The 17,948-nt window shown below is 74.6% G+C and carries 15 protein-coding genes and 1 riboswitch; of the genes, 12 read left to right on the plus strand and 3 right to left on the minus strand.

The window, feature by feature from the left end:
• Positions 1-11: 11 nt before the first annotated feature.
• The 10 genes from C3492_RS46955 (at position 12) to C3492_RS24955 (ending at position 9,377) form a co-directional block, all read left to right on the plus strand.
• Positions 12-125 (plus strand): putative leader peptide, encoded by a 114-nt coding sequence (locus tag C3492_RS46955; RefSeq protein ID WP_324608286.1) that lies wholly within the window; start codon positions 12-14, stop codon positions 123-125.
• An 83-nt stretch (positions 126-208) separates the two neighbouring features.
• Positions 209-1,096, plus strand: a complete 888-nt coding sequence (locus tag C3492_RS24920) for a glutathione S-transferase C-terminal domain-containing protein (protein WP_103814181.1) — start codon at positions 209-211, stop codon at positions 1,094-1,096.
• A 77-nt stretch (positions 1,097-1,173) separates the two neighbouring features.
• Positions 1,174-1,284: riboswitch (SAM riboswitch) on the plus strand.
• Between the two features lie 352 nt (positions 1,285-1,636).
• Positions 1,637-2,620 (plus strand): amino acid ABC transporter permease, encoded by a 984-nt coding sequence (locus tag C3492_RS24925; protein ID WP_103814183.1) that lies wholly within the window; start codon positions 1,637-1,639, stop codon positions 2,618-2,620.
• Positions 2,617-3,408, plus strand: coding sequence for an amino acid ABC transporter ATP-binding protein (locus tag C3492_RS24930; RefSeq protein ID WP_103814185.1), 792 nt, complete (start codon positions 2,617-2,619; stop codon positions 3,406-3,408). The genes C3492_RS24925 and C3492_RS24930 overlap by 4 nt, the downstream gene beginning before the upstream one ends.
• A gap of 102 nt (positions 3,409-3,510) precedes the next feature.
• Complete coding sequence (locus C3492_RS24935; protein ID WP_103814187.1) at positions 3,511-4,530, plus strand: ABC transporter substrate-binding protein; 1,020 nt, start codon at positions 3,511-3,513, stop codon at positions 4,528-4,530.
• Between the two features lie 47 nt (positions 4,531-4,577).
• Positions 4,578-5,387, plus strand: coding sequence for a GNAT family N-acetyltransferase (locus C3492_RS24940; protein WP_103814189.1), 810 nt, complete (start codon positions 4,578-4,580; stop codon positions 5,385-5,387).
• Positions 5,388-5,401: 14 nt separating this feature from the next.
• Positions 5,402-5,515: a putative leader peptide gene (locus C3492_RS46960; protein ID WP_374938371.1), complete on the plus strand. Its 114-nt coding sequence runs from the start codon at positions 5,402-5,404 to the stop codon at positions 5,513-5,515.
• Between the two features lie 129 nt (positions 5,516-5,644).
• On the plus strand, positions 5,645-6,847 hold the full coding sequence (locus C3492_RS24945) for an LLM class flavin-dependent oxidoreductase (RefSeq protein WP_103814191.1): 1,203 nt from the start codon (positions 5,645-5,647) through the stop codon (positions 6,845-6,847).
• 26 nt (positions 6,848-6,873) lie between these two features.
• Positions 6,874-8,274 (plus strand): NtaA/DmoA family FMN-dependent monooxygenase, encoded by a 1,401-nt coding sequence (locus C3492_RS24950; protein ID WP_103814193.1) that lies wholly within the window; start codon positions 6,874-6,876, stop codon positions 8,272-8,274.
• Positions 8,271-9,377, plus strand: coding sequence for an LLM class flavin-dependent oxidoreductase (locus C3492_RS24955; protein WP_103814195.1), 1,107 nt, complete (start codon positions 8,271-8,273; stop codon positions 9,375-9,377). The genes C3492_RS24950 and C3492_RS24955 overlap by 4 nt, the downstream gene beginning before the upstream one ends.
• A 59-nt stretch (positions 9,378-9,436) precedes the next feature.
• Here the strand turns inward: C3492_RS24955 and C3492_RS24960 are convergent, their stop codons facing one another.
• Positions 9,437-10,522, minus strand: a complete 1,086-nt coding sequence (locus C3492_RS24960) for a M12 family metallopeptidase (protein WP_103814197.1) — start codon at positions 10,520-10,522, stop codon at positions 9,437-9,439.
• A gap of 94 nt (positions 10,523-10,616) precedes the next feature.
• Here C3492_RS24960 and C3492_RS24965 point away from each other — a divergent pair, with 94 nt between their 5' ends.
• On the plus strand, positions 10,617-12,341 hold the full coding sequence (locus C3492_RS24965) for a LuxR C-terminal-related transcriptional regulator (RefSeq protein WP_103814199.1): 1,725 nt from the start codon (positions 10,617-10,619) through the stop codon (positions 12,339-12,341).
• 175 nt (positions 12,342-12,516) lie between these two features.
• Here C3492_RS24965 and C3492_RS24970 read toward each other — a convergent pair whose 3' ends face one another.
• Positions 12,517-13,500, minus strand: a complete 984-nt coding sequence (locus tag C3492_RS24970; protein ID WP_219822090.1) for a helix-turn-helix domain-containing protein — start codon at positions 13,498-13,500, stop codon at positions 12,517-12,519.
• Positions 13,501-13,556: 56 nt separating this feature from the next.
• On the opposite strand from C3492_RS24970, the gene C3492_RS24975 reads away from it, so the two are divergent.
• The gene (locus C3492_RS24975; protein ID WP_146075709.1) at positions 13,557-14,861 is read left to right on the plus strand and encodes an MFS transporter; all 1,305 of its coding nucleotides are present in this window, start codon (positions 13,557-13,559) and stop codon (positions 14,859-14,861) included.
• A gap of 423 nt (positions 14,862-15,284) precedes the next feature.
• On the opposite strand, the gene C3492_RS24980 is transcribed toward C3492_RS24975, so the two are convergent.
• On the minus strand, positions 15,285-17,897 hold the full coding sequence (locus C3492_RS24980) for a CHAT domain-containing tetratricopeptide repeat protein (protein WP_258055870.1): 2,613 nt from the start codon (positions 17,895-17,897) through the stop codon (positions 15,285-15,287).
• Between the last annotated feature and the right edge of the window lie 51 nt (positions 17,898-17,948).

The raw sequence follows: 17,948 nt of genomic DNA on the forward strand, positions 1-17,948 counted from the left end.
GGTAGGGAATCATGGCGCGCCGCGAAACGGGCACCGGCCGGACGCCGTTGCGCGCACCCCTGCTCACCTCCCGCCGCCACATCGACCTGCAGCGCGTCTGCAGCGCGATCAGCCGCCACCGCTGAGCCGGGCCGCCCCTTTCGCCCCCACCGACCGGTCACGCCCGCGCCGGCGCGCCCCTCCGCACACCCACCACCCGGGGAGACGCATGTCCATCACTCCGCTCGCCGCCGTCCCGTCCACCCGCGGTACCGCGCCCCTCTTCCGGGGCCGGATCGGCCGGGACGCGCGCAGCGGCCACTACGCCGTGCCGCACCGCTACCGGCTCCATCTGTCGACCGCCTGCCCCGACGGGCTGCGCCTCGCCGTCGGCCACAGCCTGCTCGGCCTGGACACCCGCTGTCCCGTCACCCTCCTGCCCGCCGTCCCGGACTGTCCCGGCGGCGGTCACGCGGCGCTCCGCCCGCTCTACGAGGCGAGCGCCCACCACTACACCGGCCCGGCGCTCGCACCCGTGCTCAGCGACGACTGGTCCGGGCGTATCGTCAGCACCCACACCCCCGACATCCTGCGCGACCTGGACCGGTTCCGGCCCGGCGGCCACGCCCGCCTCTACCCCCGCGGCCTGGAGTCCGTGCTCCAGGCCGTCGAGCGGATGTGCGCCGAGGGCATCGAGGAGGCCGCGCAGCGCGCCGGCCGCGCCGGTGCCGACCCGGCCGAACGGGCCGCCGCCCTCGACGTGCTGCTGGACACCCTCGGCCGGCTGGAGCGGCGGCTGAGCGGCGAGGAGTACCTGGCCGACGACCGGCTCACCGCCGCCGACATCGAGCTGTGGGTCACCCTCGTGCAGCTCGACACCGTCCACCGCTGCCACCTCGACGCCTCCGCCGTGCACCGCATCGCCGACCACCGCGCCCTGTGGGCCTACGCCCGCCGCCTGGCCGCCCACCCCGCCTTCGGCCGCCACCTCGACCTTGGAGGCATCGCCCGCCGCCACCACGGCCGCTGCCAGGGCCTGGAGGCCGCCGGCGCCGCTGTCCAGATCCTGGACTGGGCAGGCCATGCGGCAGACGCCCCGGACGCTTCGCGCAGGTGAGAGCGGGCAGCCGATGTCCACTGGGCGGACGGCCGTTGACATTCGAACGGGCAACTGCCTTACTTACGGCTCAGAACGGTCATGAGCGTCAGCGCCAAGCCCTGGCTCGCTGACCGGCAACCCTCGCACCGCGGTGGGGTGCCCCAGGTGACGACCGGACCGGATGACGTTTTCGGTAAGCGCGAGGCCCCACGGGGCCGGAACAGTGACAGGTGACGCCATGTACGCAGCTCCCAGGACGGCCGTGAGCCGCCCCCAGGGCTGCGTACCGTCGTACGCCGGTCTCCTCGTCGCCGACCGCGCCGTCGATCTGCTCCGCGTGAACAGCGCACTGTGTACCGCACCGGGCTCTGCCCGCTGTCAGGGCTGACGTCTCCTCCCAGCCCCGCGTTCCCGCCGCACACCGTACGTCCGGTGTGCCGTTGTCCGCCCAGCCCCCGGTTCCGCGCCTGTCCGTGCGCCATCTCGTGCCGCAGTGCCGTCGTGGCCCACCTCCGCTCCCGCGCGGCCCCGGGGTGACCGACTCCGCCGGAGCCCGCCATGAGTGAACCCCCAGGCGCCGCCGTCTCCCTAGCCGAGGCGCCGCCCACCGCCGACACACCGTCAAAGCCCCTGTCAGCCCAGCGGGTCCAGCCGCTGCGCCGGCCCGGCCGGTGGATCGTCACCGCCGTCGTCCTCGTGCTCGTCGCGCAGATCCTGCACGGACTGGTCACGAACCCCTTCTACCAGTGGGACCGCTTCCGTTACTGGTTCCTGCGCCCCACCGTCCTCGACGGCCTCCTCGTCACCCTCGAAGTGGCCGCGCTCAGCGCCGTCCTGGGGCTCCTCGGCGGCATCCTGCTGGCACTCGCCCGGCTCTCCGGCAGCCCGGTGCTGCGCGCGGTCAGCTGGACCTACACCTGGCTGTTCCGCTCCGTACCGCTCATCGTCGTACTGATCTTCCTGTACAACTTCAGTGCCCTGTACAGGACGTTGAGCCTCGGCGTGCCCTTCGGACCCGCCTTCGTCACCTTCGACGAGTCCCGACTGGCCACGGACATGACGATCGCCGTCATCGGCCTCAGCCTCAACGAGGCGGCGTACGCGGCGGAGGTGGTCCGCGGCGGCATCCTCTCCGTCGACCAGGGACAGCACGAGGCGGCCGCGGCGCTCGGCCTGTCCAAGGGCTACCAGTTCCGCAGGATCGTCTTCCCGCAGGCCCTCAGGTCCATCACCCCGAACTACGTCAACCAGCTCATCGGCCTCGTCAAGAGCACGTCCCTGGTCTTCTACGTGTCGCTGCTCGACCTGTTCGGCGCGGTGCAGTCGATGGGCAGCACCTACCCCGGTGACGTCGTGCCGCTGCTGATGGTGGCCACCGTCTGGTACCTGATCCTCACCAGCGCCGTGTCCGTCGTGCAGTTCTACGTCGAGCGGTACTACGCCCGGGGTGCCACCCGCACCCTGCCCCCGACCCCCTTGCAGAAGGCCCGGGCCGGCCTCGCCGACCTGCGGGCCCGGCTGAGCCGGGAGGCCGCCGTATGACCACCGCGCAGACCCTCCCGAAGGCCGCCCCCGCCGCGCTCGAAGTGCACGGCGTCCACAAGTGGTACGGCTCCCACCGCGTCCTCGACGGCATCGACCTGACCGTCCGCCCCGGCGAGGTCACGGTGATCCTCGGACCGTCCGGCTCCGGCAAGTCCACGCTGCTCAGGGTCGTCAACCACCTGGAGAAGCCCGAGATCGGCCACGTCAGCGTGGGCGGCGAGCTGATCGGGGTGAAGCGGCACGGGGACCGGCTGAAGGAACTCAGCGAGCGCGCCATCCTCGCCCAGCGCAGCCGGATCGGCTTCGTCTTCCAGAACTTCAACCTCTTCCCGCACCTGACCGTCCTGGAGAACGTCGCCGCGGCCCCCGCCGCCACCGGCAGGCTGACCAGGGCGGCGGCCCAGGAACTCGCCCGCGAACTCCTCGACCGCGTCGGCCTCGGCGACAAGACCGGCGCCTACCCGCGGCAGTTGTCCGGCGGCCAGCAGCAACGCGTCGCCATCGCCCGCGCCCTCGCCCTGCGGCCCGGGATCATCCTCTTCGACGAGCCGACCTCGGCGCTCGACCCCGAACTCGTCGGCGAGGTGCTGGCCGTCATCAAGGATCTGGCCACCAGCGGCACCACCCTCGTCATCGTCACCCACGAGATCGGCTTCGCCCGCGAGGTCGCCGACCGGGTCGTCTTCATCGACGGCGGCCGGATCGTCGAACAGGGCCCGCCCGGTGAGGTGCTGGACCGGCCCCGGCACCCACGGACCCGGGAATTCCTCGGCAAGGTGCTCTGACCGCGCCACCGCCCCGGCCCTACGACACCCCGCTCACCTCCCCCATCGGTCATCTCTTTCATCGCTCACCACTCTCATCAGCGAGACAAGGACAGCCACGCCATGCCTACGCACATCTCCCGACGCGCCCTGATCCGCGGCATCACCACGGCGACCGCCGTCGCCACCCTCGCCACCGGGCTCGCCGCCTGCGGAGGCGACAGCGAGGCCGTCACCAAGACCGACGCCACCGGCACGGTGACCGTGGGGCGGCTGTCCAACGGAGCCGCCAAGGAGACCGCGCTGAAGGTCTCCGAAGTGAAGTCCATCAGCGCCGAACTGCCCGCCTCCGTGCGCAGGAGCGGCAAGCTCGTCATCGGTGTCGGAGCCCTGCCCTCGGGCTCCGCGCCCCTGAACTTCGTGGGCAGCGACCAGAAGACCCTCACCGGCTCCGAGCCCGACCTCGGCCGCCTGGTGGCCGCGGTCCTCGGCCTGAAGCCCGAGATCAGGAACTCCACCTGGGAGAACCTCTTCGTCGGCGTCGACAGCGGCAAGGTCGACGTGGCGTTCTCCAACGTCACCGTCACCGAGGAACGCAAGCGGAAGTACGAGTTCGCCTCCTACCGCAAGGACAACCTGGCCTTCGAGGTGCTGAAGAAGAACGCCTGGAACTTCGACGGCGACTACGAGAACCTCGCCGGCAAGACGGTCAGCGTGGGCGCCGGCACCAACCAGGAGAAGATCCTCCTGGAGTGGAAGGTCAAGCTGGCCAAGGAGGGCAAGAAGCTCACCGTCAAGTACTTCCCGGACCAGAACGCCACCAACCTGGCGCTGAGCAGCGGCAAGATCGACGCCTTCTTCGGTCCCAACCCCGCGGTCGCCTACCGCGCCCGGCAGACCGCGAACACCCCCAACGCCACCCGGAACGCGGGCACCTTCTCCGGCGCCGGCGAGACGCTCCAGGGCCTGATCGCCGCCACCGCCAAGAAGGACAGCGGACTCGCCAAGCCGCTCGCCGACGCCCTCAACCACCTGATCGAGCACGGCCAGTACGGCAAGTGGCTGGCCTCCTACGGCCTGTCCAACGAGTCCGTGGCGAAGTCCGAGGTCAACCCGCCCGGGCTGCCGCTGGACAACTCCTGACAGGACATCGATCCATCGACATGGAGTCAAGAGAGGGGATCGCTTCCGTGGCTCACCCGACCGACATCCGCCCGGGCGCGGCCCCGCTCCTGCCCGCCGACCCCGTCCTGGACAACGCGGTCTGGGCCGCCCTCGCCGGCCCGCACGCCCATCTCGCCGACCGGTACGGCCGCGCGGCCCGCTACCGGCCGGAGACCTACGCCTTCGCGGCACTCGCCGACCCGGCGGACCCGGCGGCCTGGGCCGACCTGCACACGCTCGTCGGTCCGGGGAACCCCGTACGGGTCAAGCCGGTCGAGCGGGTTCCCGACGGCTGGGAGGTGCTAGGCGAGGGCGCGGGAGTCCAGCTCGTGGACACCGCGCTGCGGGCCGCACCGGACCGGGAGGCGGTCCGCCTGACAGCCGACGACGTCCCGGAGATCCTCGATCTGGTGGCCCGCACCCGGCCGGGCCCGTTCCTGAGCCGGACCGTCGAGATGGGCACCTATCTCGGCATCCGGCACCGGGGCAGGCTCGTCGCCATGGCGGGGGAGAGGCTGCGGCCGCCCGGCTGGACCGAGATCAGCGCCGTGTGCACCGACCCCGCGTACCGCGGCCGGGGACTGGCCACCCGGCTGGTGCGCGCGGTCGCGGCCGGCATCCGGGACCGCGGGGACACCCCGTTCCTGCACGCCGCGGCCGGCAACACGACCGCGATCCGGCTCTACGAGTCGATCGGGTTCACCCTGCGCCGCCGCTCCCGCATCGTGCAGCTGCGCAGCCCGGGAACAACCGGCGCCGGCCGGACGTTGGACGTCCTGACGAGATCCGCCAGGCGGACGCCGACCCGGCCCACCGCGCCCGACGGACGGAGGTGACGGCCGTGACCCGAGTGCCCCCGCGGGCGCGCCCGCCGCGCGCCCCGCACCCGTACCGGTCCGTCCGTCTGCACTCCCGGCCGCACATAGACCTCCAGCGCGTGTCCGCCGCGCTCTGTCGCCCCTGACCTCTCCCCGGCCCCCGCCCCGGCCCGGGGCTCCTCCCGCCGCGCCCGCCCGCGGCCGGCGCCGCCCGCCCGGCCGCCGCCGGCCCCGCGAGCCGGCGTCCTCGAACGGACATCAAGGAAGGCACCCACGTGTCCTCAACTCCTGCCGCACCCCTGCACCTCGCCGTCGCCCTGGACGGCACCGGATGGCACCCGGCGTCCTGGCGCGAGCCGGTCGCCCGCCCCCGCGACCTGTTCACCGCCGGCTACTGGACCGACCTGATCGCCGAGGCCGAACGCGGCCTGCTCGACTTCGTCACCATCGAGGACGGCCTTGGCCCGCAGTCCTCCCACCTCCTCGCGCCCGACGAGCGCACCGACCAGATCCGCGGCCGGCTCGACGCGGTCCTCATCGCCTCCCGCGTCGCCCCGGTCACCCGGCACATAGGCCTGGTCCCGACCGTGGTGGCCACACACACCGAGCCGTTCCACATCTCGAAGGCGATCGCCACCCTCGACTACGTCAGCACCGGACGCGCGGGCCTGCGGGTGCGCACCGACTTCCGCCCGGACGAGGCCGCGCACTTCGGCCGCCGCACGATCCCCCGGATCGAAGGCTTCGACAGCCCGGACGCGCAGGCAGCGATCACCGACCTGTTCGACGAGGCCGCCGACTACGTGGAAGTGGTCCGCCGGCTCTGGGACAGCTGGGAGGACGACGCCGAGATCCGGGACGCGGCGACCGGCCGCTTCATCGACCGGGACAAGCTGCACTACATCGACTTCGAGGGCCGCTGGTTCAGCGTCAAGGGCCCGTCCATCACGCCCCGCCCGCCGCAGGGCCAGCCCCTGGTCACCGCCCTCGCCCACCAGACCGTCCCGTACCGCCTCGTGGCCCGCCAGGCCGACGTCGGCTACGTCACCCCGCACGACGCGGACCAGGCACGGGCGATCGTCGCCGAGATCCGCGCCGAGCAGCAGGCGGCGGGCCGCGCCGGCGAGACGCTGCACGTCTTCGGCGACCTCGTCGTCTTCCTGGACGACAGCCCGGCCGCCGCCGAGGACCGCCGCGACCGTCTCGACACCCTCGCGGGCGAGCCGTACACCAGCGACGCCCGGATCTTCACCGGTACGGCCGCCCGACTCGCAGATCTGCTGGAGGAGTTGGCGGCGGGCGGGCTGACCGGGTTCCGGCTGCGGCCCGCGGTCGCCGGCCACGACCTGCCCCGGATCACCCGGGACCTGGTGCCCGAGCTGCGGCGCCGCCGCCGTTTCCGGGACGCCTACGAGGCCGGCACCCTGCGCGGCCTCCTCGGCCTCGCCCGCCCCGCCAACCGCTACGCAGCAGCCTGAACGCCGGAGAGGACGACCGTACCGCCATGAGCAAGCCGCTGAAGCAGATCCACCTGGCCGCCCACTTCCCCGGCGTCAACAACACCACCGTGTGGAGCGACCCGGCCGCCGGCAGCCACATCGAGTTCAGCTCCTTCGCGCACTTCGCGCGGACCGCCGAACGCGCCAAGTTCGACTTCCTGTTCCTCGCCGAGGGGCTCCGGCTGCGCGAGCAGGGCGGCCAGATCTACGACCTGGACGTGGTCGGCCGCCCCGACACCTTCACCGTGCTGGCCGCGCTGGCCGCCGTCACCGACCGGCTCGGCCTGACCGGCACCATCAACTCCACCTTCAACGAGCCGTACGAGGTGGCCCGGCAGTTCGCGAGCCTCGACCACCTCTCCGGCGGCCGGTCCGCCTGGAACGTCGTGACCTCCTGGGACGCCTTCACCGGCGAGAACTTCCGGCGCGGCGGCTACCTGCCGCAGGAGGAGCGCTACTCCCGCGCCCAGGAGTTCCTCGCCACCGCACACGAACTGTTCGACTCCTGGCGCGGCGACGAGATCATCGCCGACCAGGCCACCGGGACCTTCCTCCGGGACGCCAAGGCCGGTGCCTTCGTGCACCAGGGGCAGCACTTCGACATCCACGGCCGGTTCAACGTCCCACGCTCCCCGCAGGGCCGCCCCGTCGTCTTCCAGGCGGGCGACTCCGACGAGGGCCGCGAGTTCGCCGCCTCCAGCGCGGACGCGATCTTCAGCCGGTACTCCACCCTGAAGGAGGGCCAGGCCTTCTACACCGACGTCAAGTCCCGCCTCGCCACGTACGGCCGCCGCCCCGACCAGCTCCTCATCCTGCCCGCGGCGACCTTCGTCCTCGGCGACACCGACCAGGAGGCCGCCGAACTCGCCCGCGAGGTGCGCAGGCAGCAGGTCAGCGGGGCCACCGCCATCAAGCACCTGGAGTTCGTCTGGAACCGCGACCTGTCGGCGTACGACCCGGAGGGCCCGCTGCCCGACGTGGACCCGGTGGTGAGCGAGGACCACATCTCCCGGGGCCGCGCCCAGGTACGGATGTACCGGGACCCGGTGGCCATCGCCCGCGAGTGGCGGCAGCTCGCCGAGGCCAACAGGTGGTCCATCCGCGACCTGGTGATCAACACCGGCAACCGGCAGACGTTCATCGGCTCGCCGCAGACCGTGGCGCGGACCATCAACGACTTCGTGCAGGCCGACGCCTCCGACGGCTTCATCCTCGTCCCGCACATCACCCCCGGCGGTCTCGACCCGTTCGCCGACAAGGTGGTCCCGCTGCTCCAGGAACAGGGCGTCTTCCGCGCCGACTACGAGGGCACGACCCTGCGCGACCACCTGGGCCTCGCCCACCCCGACGCCGACGCCGGGGCCGGTACCCGCACCGGTGCCTCGTCCGCGCGGGCCGCGTCGTGAAGTTCCTCGCGATCACGCTGATCGTGCACCGGCCGGACCCGGTCACCGGAGTCCTGGGGCCGACGCACGAGCGGTTCCGCGAGGTGCTGGACAACGCCGTGCTGGCGGAGGAGCTGGGCTTCGACGGATTCGGCGTGGGGGAGCGGCACGAACGGCCGTTCCTCTCCTCCGCGCCGACCGTCGTGCTCAGCCATGTCGCCGCCCTCACCCGCCGCATCCGGCTCTTCACCGCCGTCACCACCCTCAGCCTGCTCGACCCGGTCCGGGCCTACGAGGACTACGCCACCCTGGACCACCTCTCCGAGGGGCGCCTCGACCTGATCATCGGCAAGGGCAACGGCACCGCGCAGCGCGAGCTGTTCCACGTCACCCCCGAGGACCAGTGGGACCGCAACGCCGAGAGCTACGAGGTGTTCCGGCGGCTGTGGCGGCAGGACCGGGTGACCGCCGACACCCGGTTCCGGCCACCGCTGAAGGACGCCGAGGCGTGGCCGCGGCCGTACCAGCGACCGGTCCGCGTCTGGCACGGCAGCGCCACCAGCGAGGAGTCCGTGGACCTCGCCGCCCGCTACGGAGACCCGCTGTTCTCGGCGAACGTCACCCATCCCGTGGAGCCGTACGCCGAACTGGTCCGCCACTACCGCGAACGCTGGGAGCACTACGGCCACGACCCGGCGGCGATCGCGGTGGGCGCGGGCTCGGCCGGGCTCCTCGTCGCCCGTACCTCACAGGAGGCGCTGACGGCGTACCGCCCGGTCTTCGAGAGCAACCTGGCCTTCCAGCGGTCGGCGGGCCTGCCCGTGGTGTTCGAGACCCTGGAGGACTTCGCGGCGCGCAGCTCGGCGCTGATCGGCAGCCCCGAGCAGGTCATCGACAAGGTGCACCGCTACCACGAGCGGCTGGGGCACACCGTCCTGCACGTGACCGCGGACGCCGGCGGCCTGCCCGCCGCCCGGCACCGCGCCTCGCTGGAACTGTTCCAGTCGGCCGTCGCGCCGGCGCTGCGCCGGGACATCCCGGACCCGCCGTTCCCCTGGGCGCCGGTCCTGCCCGCCGACGCGGCACGGACACCGGCGTGGGCGTGGACGTCACCTCCCCCGTAGGTGACGTCCACGCCCGCTCCCCCGGTGCCGGACAGTGGCTCGGTGTCGTCCGTGTGCCGTCACCAGCACATGACCGCCGTCTCTCCCGACCCCCACGTGGAGTACAGGCGGACCCGGACGACATAGCGGCGGCCCTTGACGAGCCGGACCCGGACGGCGGCGTTGTCCGGCGTGCCGCCGTCGTCGTGGCCCGCGAGGAAGCGCGGCACCCCGTCGCGCTCCTCGAAGACCACCAGCACGCTGTCGGCGTCGCCGAAGGTGCCCACCGTGTACTCGCGGGTCTCCGGCGGCTCGACGGTGAAGTCGGCCTGCTCGCCCGGCCCCAGTCCGAGCGGCGCGGACCGGAACGGCACCAGCGCCGCCGGACCGCCCGGAGCGGCGGGCGGATACCAGCGCAGCACGAACTCCTTGTCGGCCGGGGAGGGAGCGCCGGGCGGACGCAGCCCCCCGCGGTACTGCTCCGGCTCCAGCACCAGCCCCGGCCCGAACGGCAGCGTCATCACCGACTGCGGATCCCACACCGAGCCGCCCGCCTCGCAGGCGTCCAGCGGGCGCAGCACGTTCGTGTACGTCGTCTCCCGGCTCCAGAAGTTCGGCGGCCCCGCCAGTTCGGCGTACACCGCCTCGTCGTCCCAGTGCAGCCCGGCGAACGGACTCTGGTGCTCGTGCACCATGCCGAGCACGTGCCCGATCTGGTGCAGGACGGTCCCGCGCTCCCCGGGCGCGGTCACGTCCCAGCCGAAGTTCATGGTGCGCTCGCCCCGGCCCACCGACAACGCGTCCCGGCCGACCGCCGACCAGGATCCGGCACCGGCCTGGAACCCGATCCGCAGCTCCGCCTCGTGCCGGTCGCCGACCTCGGCGAACGTGACGCCGATGCCGAGGCCCTGCCACTCGGCGAAGCACCCGCGGACCACGTCCCGCTGCTCCTCGCCGCCCGCCCACGGCACCCGGCGCAGCTCCCCGGTCCCGGGGACCGGGACGACCGAGGCGTCCGTGCGGGCGTCCAGGAAGCAGTAGTGCAGGACGGTGCCGTTGACCCACATCCGCCGCCCGGCGAGCAGCGCGCCCAGCCGCTCGGCGGTCAGCCCCGGTGCGAACGACGGGGCCGGCTGCCGCGGAAGCGAGCAGAGGCGTCGGGTCATGCGGCCAGCGTGCCCGCCGCCCCGGCCGCACGCCTGAGTCGGGGGCTACTCAAGTCGCCCTGTATCAGACCTGAGTACGCGCGCTCAGGATGGTGTGAGGACTTACGAACAGGACGCGAAGACCCTGGAACTGCCCTGGCCGTTCACCGGACGGGCCGACGAACTGGAGCTGGTGCGCGGCGCGCTGACCGCCGGCCGGCCCGGCATCGTCGTGACGGGACCGGCGGGCCGCGGCAAGACCCGGCTGATCACGGAGGCGGTCCGGGGCACGGACCACGCCCGGGTGACCGGCACGCCCGAGGCCCGGGACCTGCCCCTCGCGGCGTTCGCGCACCTGCTGCCCGACACCGTGTCGCTGCACCGCGCGGTCCGCGCGCTGTCCGGCGTACGGCTCCTGGTCGTCGACGACGCCCAGCTGCTGGACGAGACCTCCGCCGCCCTGGTCCACCAGCTAGCCGTGCAGGGCCGCACCCGCCTGGTCGTGGCCGCGGCGGACGCCCCGCCCGCGCCCGGCGCCGTGTCCCGGCTGTGGACCGGGGAACTGCTGCCCCGGCTGGCCCTCGACCCGCTGTCCCCGGAGGACACCGCCCAACTGCTTGCGGGCGCCGGGCTGGAACCGCTCACCGTGCGCCGGCTGCACCAGGCGTGCCGGGGGGATCTGCGGCTGCTGCGCGACCTGGTGACCGCGCTCACCGGGTCCGGCCGGCTCACGCCCGTCCCGGACACCGGTGAACGGGCCTGGCGCGGCCCGCTGCCGGTCACCCCGGCCGTCCGCGAGCGGCTCGCCCCCGCCCTGGAGCGGTCCGGTCCCGGCGAACGGGACGCCCTGGAACGCCTCGCGTTCGCCGAACCCCTGCCGCTGCCCGTGGACGAGCTGGACCTGGACGTCCTGGAACGCCTGGAGACGGACGGCCTGATCGACGTCGACGACCAGGGTGCCGTCACCCTCGCTCACCCCCTGCACGGCGCCGCGCTGCGCGCCACGGCCGGCCGGCTGCGGGCCCGCCGGCTGGCCCGCGCGCCCTTCGCGCACGGTCCCGCGCTCGACGCCGAACAGCGCACCCTGGTCCGGCGGATGGACCGGCTCGACGTCCGGGCGGTGCCGACGCCGGTGGGGGAGTGGCTGGTCGCGGAGGGCGGTCCGCTGCCGGCCGGGTACGCCGGGGTCCGCGCCCGGTTCGCGCGTCTGCGGGGTGAGCTGCGGGAGGCGGCGGCGTGGGCCCGGGAGGGGCTGCGGGAGACTCCGTCGGACGGCGGATGCCTGAGGGAACTCGCACTGGCCGAGGGCACCTTGGGCGAGGTGACCGACCCGGACGGCGTCCATGCGCGCTACGACGCCGTACGCCTCGGCGAGCCCGGGCGGGCGGTCGGACGGCTGCCGGCCGGCAGCGTGTTCGCCCGGCACGCGGACGCGCTGGCGCGCGGGGACGGAGCCGCGCTGGACCGGGCGGCGGAGGCGCTGGCGGAGCGGGGCTTCCTGCTGTACGCGGCGGAGGCGCACGCGCAGGCGGTACGGGTCCACCGGGATCCCCGGGCCGCCCGGCTGTCCCGTACCCGGGCCGTCGCGCTGGCCCGCCGCTGCCAGGGGGCGCGCACGCCCGCGCTGGCCGGGCTGGTCCTCGGTGAACTCACCGCCCGGCAGCGGCAGATCGTCACGCTGGCCGCAGCCGGGCTGAGCAACCGGGAGATCGCCGAGCGGCTGACGCTGTCCGTACGGACGGTCGGCAACCACCTGTACAGCGCGTACACGCGACTCGGCACCGGGGACCGGGGGGCCCTGCCCTGGCTGGTGGACGTGCCGGAGAGGGAGACGGCCTAGACCTGTCCTCCGGGCCGCCCCGGGGTCGGCGTGCGGCCGGCCCCGGGGACCCGGTGAGCGTGGACGGCTACGGCGGGGCCGTCGGCCGGGCCGGGTCCGTCAGCGGACACGGCAGCGCGGGCGGGGCCCCGCTCCCCGGTACCGAGGAGGGCCCCGCCCCGTGCGCGAGCCGGGCTCACCGGCACAGCGCGTCGCCGAGCGCGGTGCGGGCGTAGCGGACGATGCGTCCGCTGCGGGTGCGGGAGAGCAGACCGGCGTCGTAGAGGACCGCCAGGTGCTGGCTGACGGCGCCCGGGGTGACGTCGAGGCGGTGGGCCAGTTCCGTGGTGGAGGCCGGCTCGGCGAGGAGCAGCAGCAGGCGGGCGCGGGGGCGGCCGAGGAGGCGCACCAGGGCCTCGTCATTGACCGGGGGCGGTTCCTCGGAGAGGGTGGCACGGCCGCGCGCCGGATACATCAGGACCGGCGGGTGGGCGGGATCGATCAGCGGCTGGACTCCGCGGGCGAACAGGGTGGGCAGCAGGACCAGTCCGCGGCCGGCGATGCTCACGCCGGTCCAGGGCGCCTGGACGGTGAAGTCCCGCGTGGACAGCCGCAGCAGGCCGTCGCTCCAGCTCAGCCGCTCGTCGAGGCTCGCGAAGAGCGCCCCGGCGCCCTGCTCGGCGAGCACCCGCCCGCGGTGCGCGAGGTCGGCCTCCAGGATGCTCTGCGCGCGTGGCCACCAGCCGGCGGCGAGACAGGTGTGCCAGTAGGCGTCGAGGGCGTCGGTGATCCGGGCGAGGAGGGCGGCGGGGTCGGCGAGGCCGCGGGTGACGACCGGTGGCAGGGCCTCCGGGGTGCGGTAGGTGGCGCGGAAGTCGGCGTCGACGACCTCGGGCGGGGTACGGCCCAGCCGGTCCAGTTCCTCGGTGAGTCCCGGTCGGGCGCGCTGCGGGCGCGGGGTGAGGAAGTCCGGCACCCACAGCCAGGGTGTGACCAGCGCGCCGAGCACCTCGTGGTCGAGGTCCGCCAGGCGGGGCCGGATGCGGCGCAGCCACGGCCGGTGGTGCGGGTAGCGGGCGGGGTCGTGCAGGCTGCGCAGGGAGAACACCGCCTCCTGGAGCGGGGAGTACGCGAAGGAGGTGGTGGCGAGGTCGCCGACGGCGAGGCGGATCTCGATCATTGAGCGCCACGCTAAATCATTGTCCGCGGGGACGCACCGCCGGGTTGGCTGTGTACATGACCACGACACCAGTCTCCCCGGCCCCCGCCCCGGACGGCGGTCCCGGGCCGCAGCGTGCCACCCGGGCCGCCGGCCTGCTCCCCACGGACCCGGTGCTGCGTCTGGCCAGTGTGCTCACCCTGGTCAACGCCCTCGGCAACGGCCTCTACTTCCCCCTCGGCGTCCTGTACTTCACGCGCGTCGTCGGCCTCGACGCGACCGCCGTCGGTGTCGGGATGACGGTCGCGGGACTGGTCGGTGTGGCAGCCGGGGTGCCGGCCGGGCGGGCCGCGGACCGGTGGGGCGCGCGCCGGGTCGGCGCACTGCTGTGGGGCGGCACCGGGCTGGCCACGGCCGCGTACGCGCTGGTGAACTCGTACCCCGGATTCCTCGTCGCCGTGGTCTGCGCGACAGGCTTGCAGATGGCGAGCCGAGGGGTGCAGGGAGCGCTGTACGCGGACGTGCTTCCGGCGGCGACGCGGGTGGAGGCACGGGCGTACCTGCGCATGGTGGTGAACGTCGGCATGGGCGTGGGCGGCGCGTTCGGCGCCGTCGCGCTCCAGCTCGACACGGAGGCGGCGCATGTGACGGTCATTCTGGTCGACGCGCTGTCGTTCGCGGGTCCGGCGCTGCTGCTGCCCCGGCTGCCGCCGGCCGCGCATGTGGCCGGACGGGCGCCGCTGGACGACGCCGCCCCGGCCGCGGAGCGCTGGCGGGCGGTGCGGGACCTGCCGTTCCTGGCGGTGACCGTCCTCAACGCCGTGCTGGTCGTGCAGTACTCGCTCTCCGAGGTCGGGCTGCCGCTGTGGATCGTGGAACGCACCGACGCGCCGCGCTGGACCGCGGCACTGCTGATGATCGTCAACTGTGCGCTGGTGGCGCTGCTCCAGGTACGGGTGGCCCGCGGAGCCTCCCAAGTGCCGTCCGCCGTACGGGCGATGGGCTGGTCGGGCCTGCTGCTGGCGGCCTCCTGCGCGGTGTACGCCCTGTCGGCGGGCCTGTCCCCGGTGTGGGCGGTGGCGGCGCTGACCGCCGGCGCCGTGGTGCAGGTCTTCGCCGAGGTGCTGTCGGCGGCGGGCGGCTGGACGCTCGGCTACGAACTGGCCGACGCCCGTGCCCACGGGGTGTACCAGGGCGTGTTCGGCGCCGGTATGTCGGCCGGGATGATGTCCGGTCCGGCCCTGGTCACGGTGACCGCGATCGCCCACGGCGCGCTGGGCTGGGCGGCGCTGGGCCTGCTGTTCGCGGCGGCGGGTCTCGCGGTGGCCCCGGCGGTGCGCTGGGCCCGCCGGGACGGGGAGTGGCGGGGCGAGCCCACCTAGGCGCGCCGCGGGCGGCGGAGCGGCATGACGAACCCCGCGCATCCGCTCACGCGGTGTCCTGCTCGCCCCGCGTCGCGCTCGGGCCGGGTCGCGCTCGCCCCGGGTCGCGCTCGGGCCGCGTCGCGCTCATGTCGCGGTCCCGCTCGCGCCGCGTTCCACTCGGGCCGGGTCTCGTTCGTGCCGCGTCGCGCTCGGGCCGGGTCTCGTTCATGCTGCGTCGCGCTCGGGCCGGGTCCCGCTCACGCTGCGTCGTGCTCAGGCCGGGTCTTGTTCATGTCGCGCCGCGCTCGGGCCGGGTCTCGTTCTTGCGCCGTCCCGCTCGCGCCGTCCCGCTTGCGCCGTCCCGCTCGCGCCGTCCCGCTCGCGCCGCCCCGCTCGCGCGGCGTCCCGCTCGCGCCGCGCCGCGTTCACGCCGCGTCCCCCTCACGCCGCCCCGAACGCCGCGAACGCCCAGCCCGTCGCCTGGTGCAGAGCGTCGCCCGGCAGGGTCGTACGGGCGTCTCTCAACGCCTCGGCCAGGGAGAGGCCCGCGCCGAGGCCCTTGTGCAGGGCCAGCATCAGCGGGACGACCGCCGCGTCGTTGACCGGGGCGCTGCTCGCCACCACCCCGGCCGTGCCCAGCGGCAGCAACGCCGTGACCAGGCCGAGGAGTTCATCGGCGCCGACCGAGGCGAGCCGGGCGGTGTCGCAGCTCGACAGGATGATCCGGTACGGACTGCGGGCCAGGCGTTCGAAGTCGTGGACGATCAGCGGGCCGTCGGCCATGCGGAGGGCGGAGAACAGGGGGCTGTCGGCGCGGAACGTGCCGTGCGCGGCGAGATGGGCGAGACCCGCGCCGTCGAGTTCCGCCAGCACCCGGGGCACCTGGGCCTCGTCGCCCTCCAGGACCGTCGCCGTGCCGTACCGGTCCGCCAGCTCGGGCACCTCCGCGCCGCCCGTCGCGAGGCCGGGGCCACGCACCAGCACGGGCCGCCCGTCCGGCGGCGGCGCCGTCTCCCGGGCGCGCAGCCAGCTGTTCGCCGACGGCGACACGCTGAGCACCCGCTCCCGCAGCGCGGGCAGCAGCGCCCACGGCACCCGGTGCAGCGCGCCGGGCGGCACGATCACCACCGGGCCCGGGCCGAGGTGTCGTACCGCCCCGGCCAGCAGAAGTTCTTCCAGCCGCCGGCCGGCGGCCTCCACGACAGGGAGCCGGGCCTCGGCGCCCGGGTGCGCGAGCCGCCGCAGCCCGGCCTGCACGTGCTCGGCCTCGGCCACCGCCTCCGCCAGCGAGCCGCCGGCGAACCGCCGTACCTTTCCCTGCCCGCACAGCAGGACGTGCACCCGGCCGTCGACCACCGCCAGTTCGACCAGCCGCCCGTCACCGAGCCGGTCCAGCAGCCGGCCCACGTCGAGACGGTCGCCCGCGTCGGCGGCGGCCCCGCCCATGTGCCGGGTGCGCGAGCGGATCTCCCTCTCCAGGCGTCGCTGTTCGCGCTCCAGCGCCGGCACCGGGCGGCCCTCCATCCGGGCGGCCTCCGCGCGGGCCGCGATCTCCCGGTAGGCGGTCAGCCCGCTCAGCAGCGCCGGATCGTCGGGCGGCCGGGTCGGCGGCGCCGACAGCACGGTCGCCCGCCACCGCTCGCTCCACCCCAGCAGCCGCCGCGGACTGCCCTCGGCGAGGCTCACCTCCTGCGCCAGCGCGGCCAGTTCGGCACCCTGCGCGGTCGCGTGGGCGCGCAGCTCCGAGGCGCCCAGCGTCATCCGGTGGTCGTCCAGCACGTCCAGCCCGCGCCGGCACGCCTCCAGCACACCGCGCCGGGAACCGGCCGCCCGCGCCCGCAGCGCCTGCGCCGCCCAGCCCGTCATCCGGGCCGGCGGCGGCCCGCCGTGCCGGCTGCGGGCGGCCACCGCCAAGTGCCGTTCCGCGTCCGCCGTCCAGCCCAGCGCCAGCGCGATCCGGCCCGCGAGCAGGGAGGCCTCGGGCGCGGCCGGGGAGCCGAAGGCGGCCAGCCGCTCGGCGACCGCCGCCGCGTCCGCGACCATCCGCCCCGACCGGCGCCCGGCCGCCACCCGCGCCTCGATCAGCACCAGCCGGGCGTGCGTCTCCCACCAGGTCCGGCGCTGCGCCGCGAACAGCCGTACGGCCACGGCCGCGCGGGCTATGGCGGTGTGCGCGTCCCCGGCGGAACGGGCGGCCCGCGCGGCGGCCAGCAGCAGCTCGGCCTTACGGGTGGACTGCCCGCCGATCCGGTCCAGCAGCGCGATCGCCGCGTCCGCCTCGGCCAGCGCCTCCGGGGCGAGCCCCGCCGCCATCAGCACCTCGCAGCGCCGGATCGACAGGTTGTAGGTGGGGGTGCCCAGCTTGGCGTAGCGCTCCTCGGCCTCGTCCAGCAGCCGCAGCGCCGCCGGTATGGCACCGGAGCGGAACGCGGCCAGGCCCCGGCTCTCCACCGCGTCCGCCTTGTCGTGCTCCTGGCCGGTGGTGTCCCACAGCCGCTCCGCCGCCGTGAAGTCGGCGACGGCCCGCTCCACCGCGCCGAGCGCGAGGTGCACGGTGGCCCGCAGGGTCAGCGCCCGCGCGGTCCAGATGTCGTCGGTGACCTGCCGCAGGACGGGAAGGGCCCGCCGTACGTCCTCCAGGGCCTCGCGATGGTGCCCCAGCACCCACCACACGTAGGCCCGCCGGTACAGCACCCGGGCCCGGGTGTGTCCGCTGCCCCGGGCGACCCCCCGCTCGAAGGAGGCGAGCCCCTGCCGAGTGCGCCCCGCGTGCACCAGTGCGACCCCGAGGGTCGCGAGCACATCGGCCTCCCGGTCGGCCGACTCGGCGCGCGCGGCCAGGTCCCGGGCCCGCCGCAGATGCCTCAGCGCGATCCGCAGATCGCCGAAGTCCCGCTGCCAGATGCCGAGCACCTGGTGGGCGACGCTCGCGTGGACCGGTGACGGAGCGGCACGCAGGACGTGTTCGGCACGCGCCCGGGCCTCGCCCGGATCGGCGAACACCATGGGCAGCAGTTCGAGAACCGGCTCGCTTCCCGCTGTCACGTCTCGCATGGTAGTGGCCTGTTGTATCAGACGGTGGTCCCGCGGCTCTCACTGTCGAAC

The organism is Streptomyces sp. Ru62 (genome assembly GCF_002920615.1).
In the GTDB taxonomy this organism is placed as follows: Bacteria; Actinomycetota; Actinomycetes; order Streptomycetales; family Streptomycetaceae; genus Streptomyces.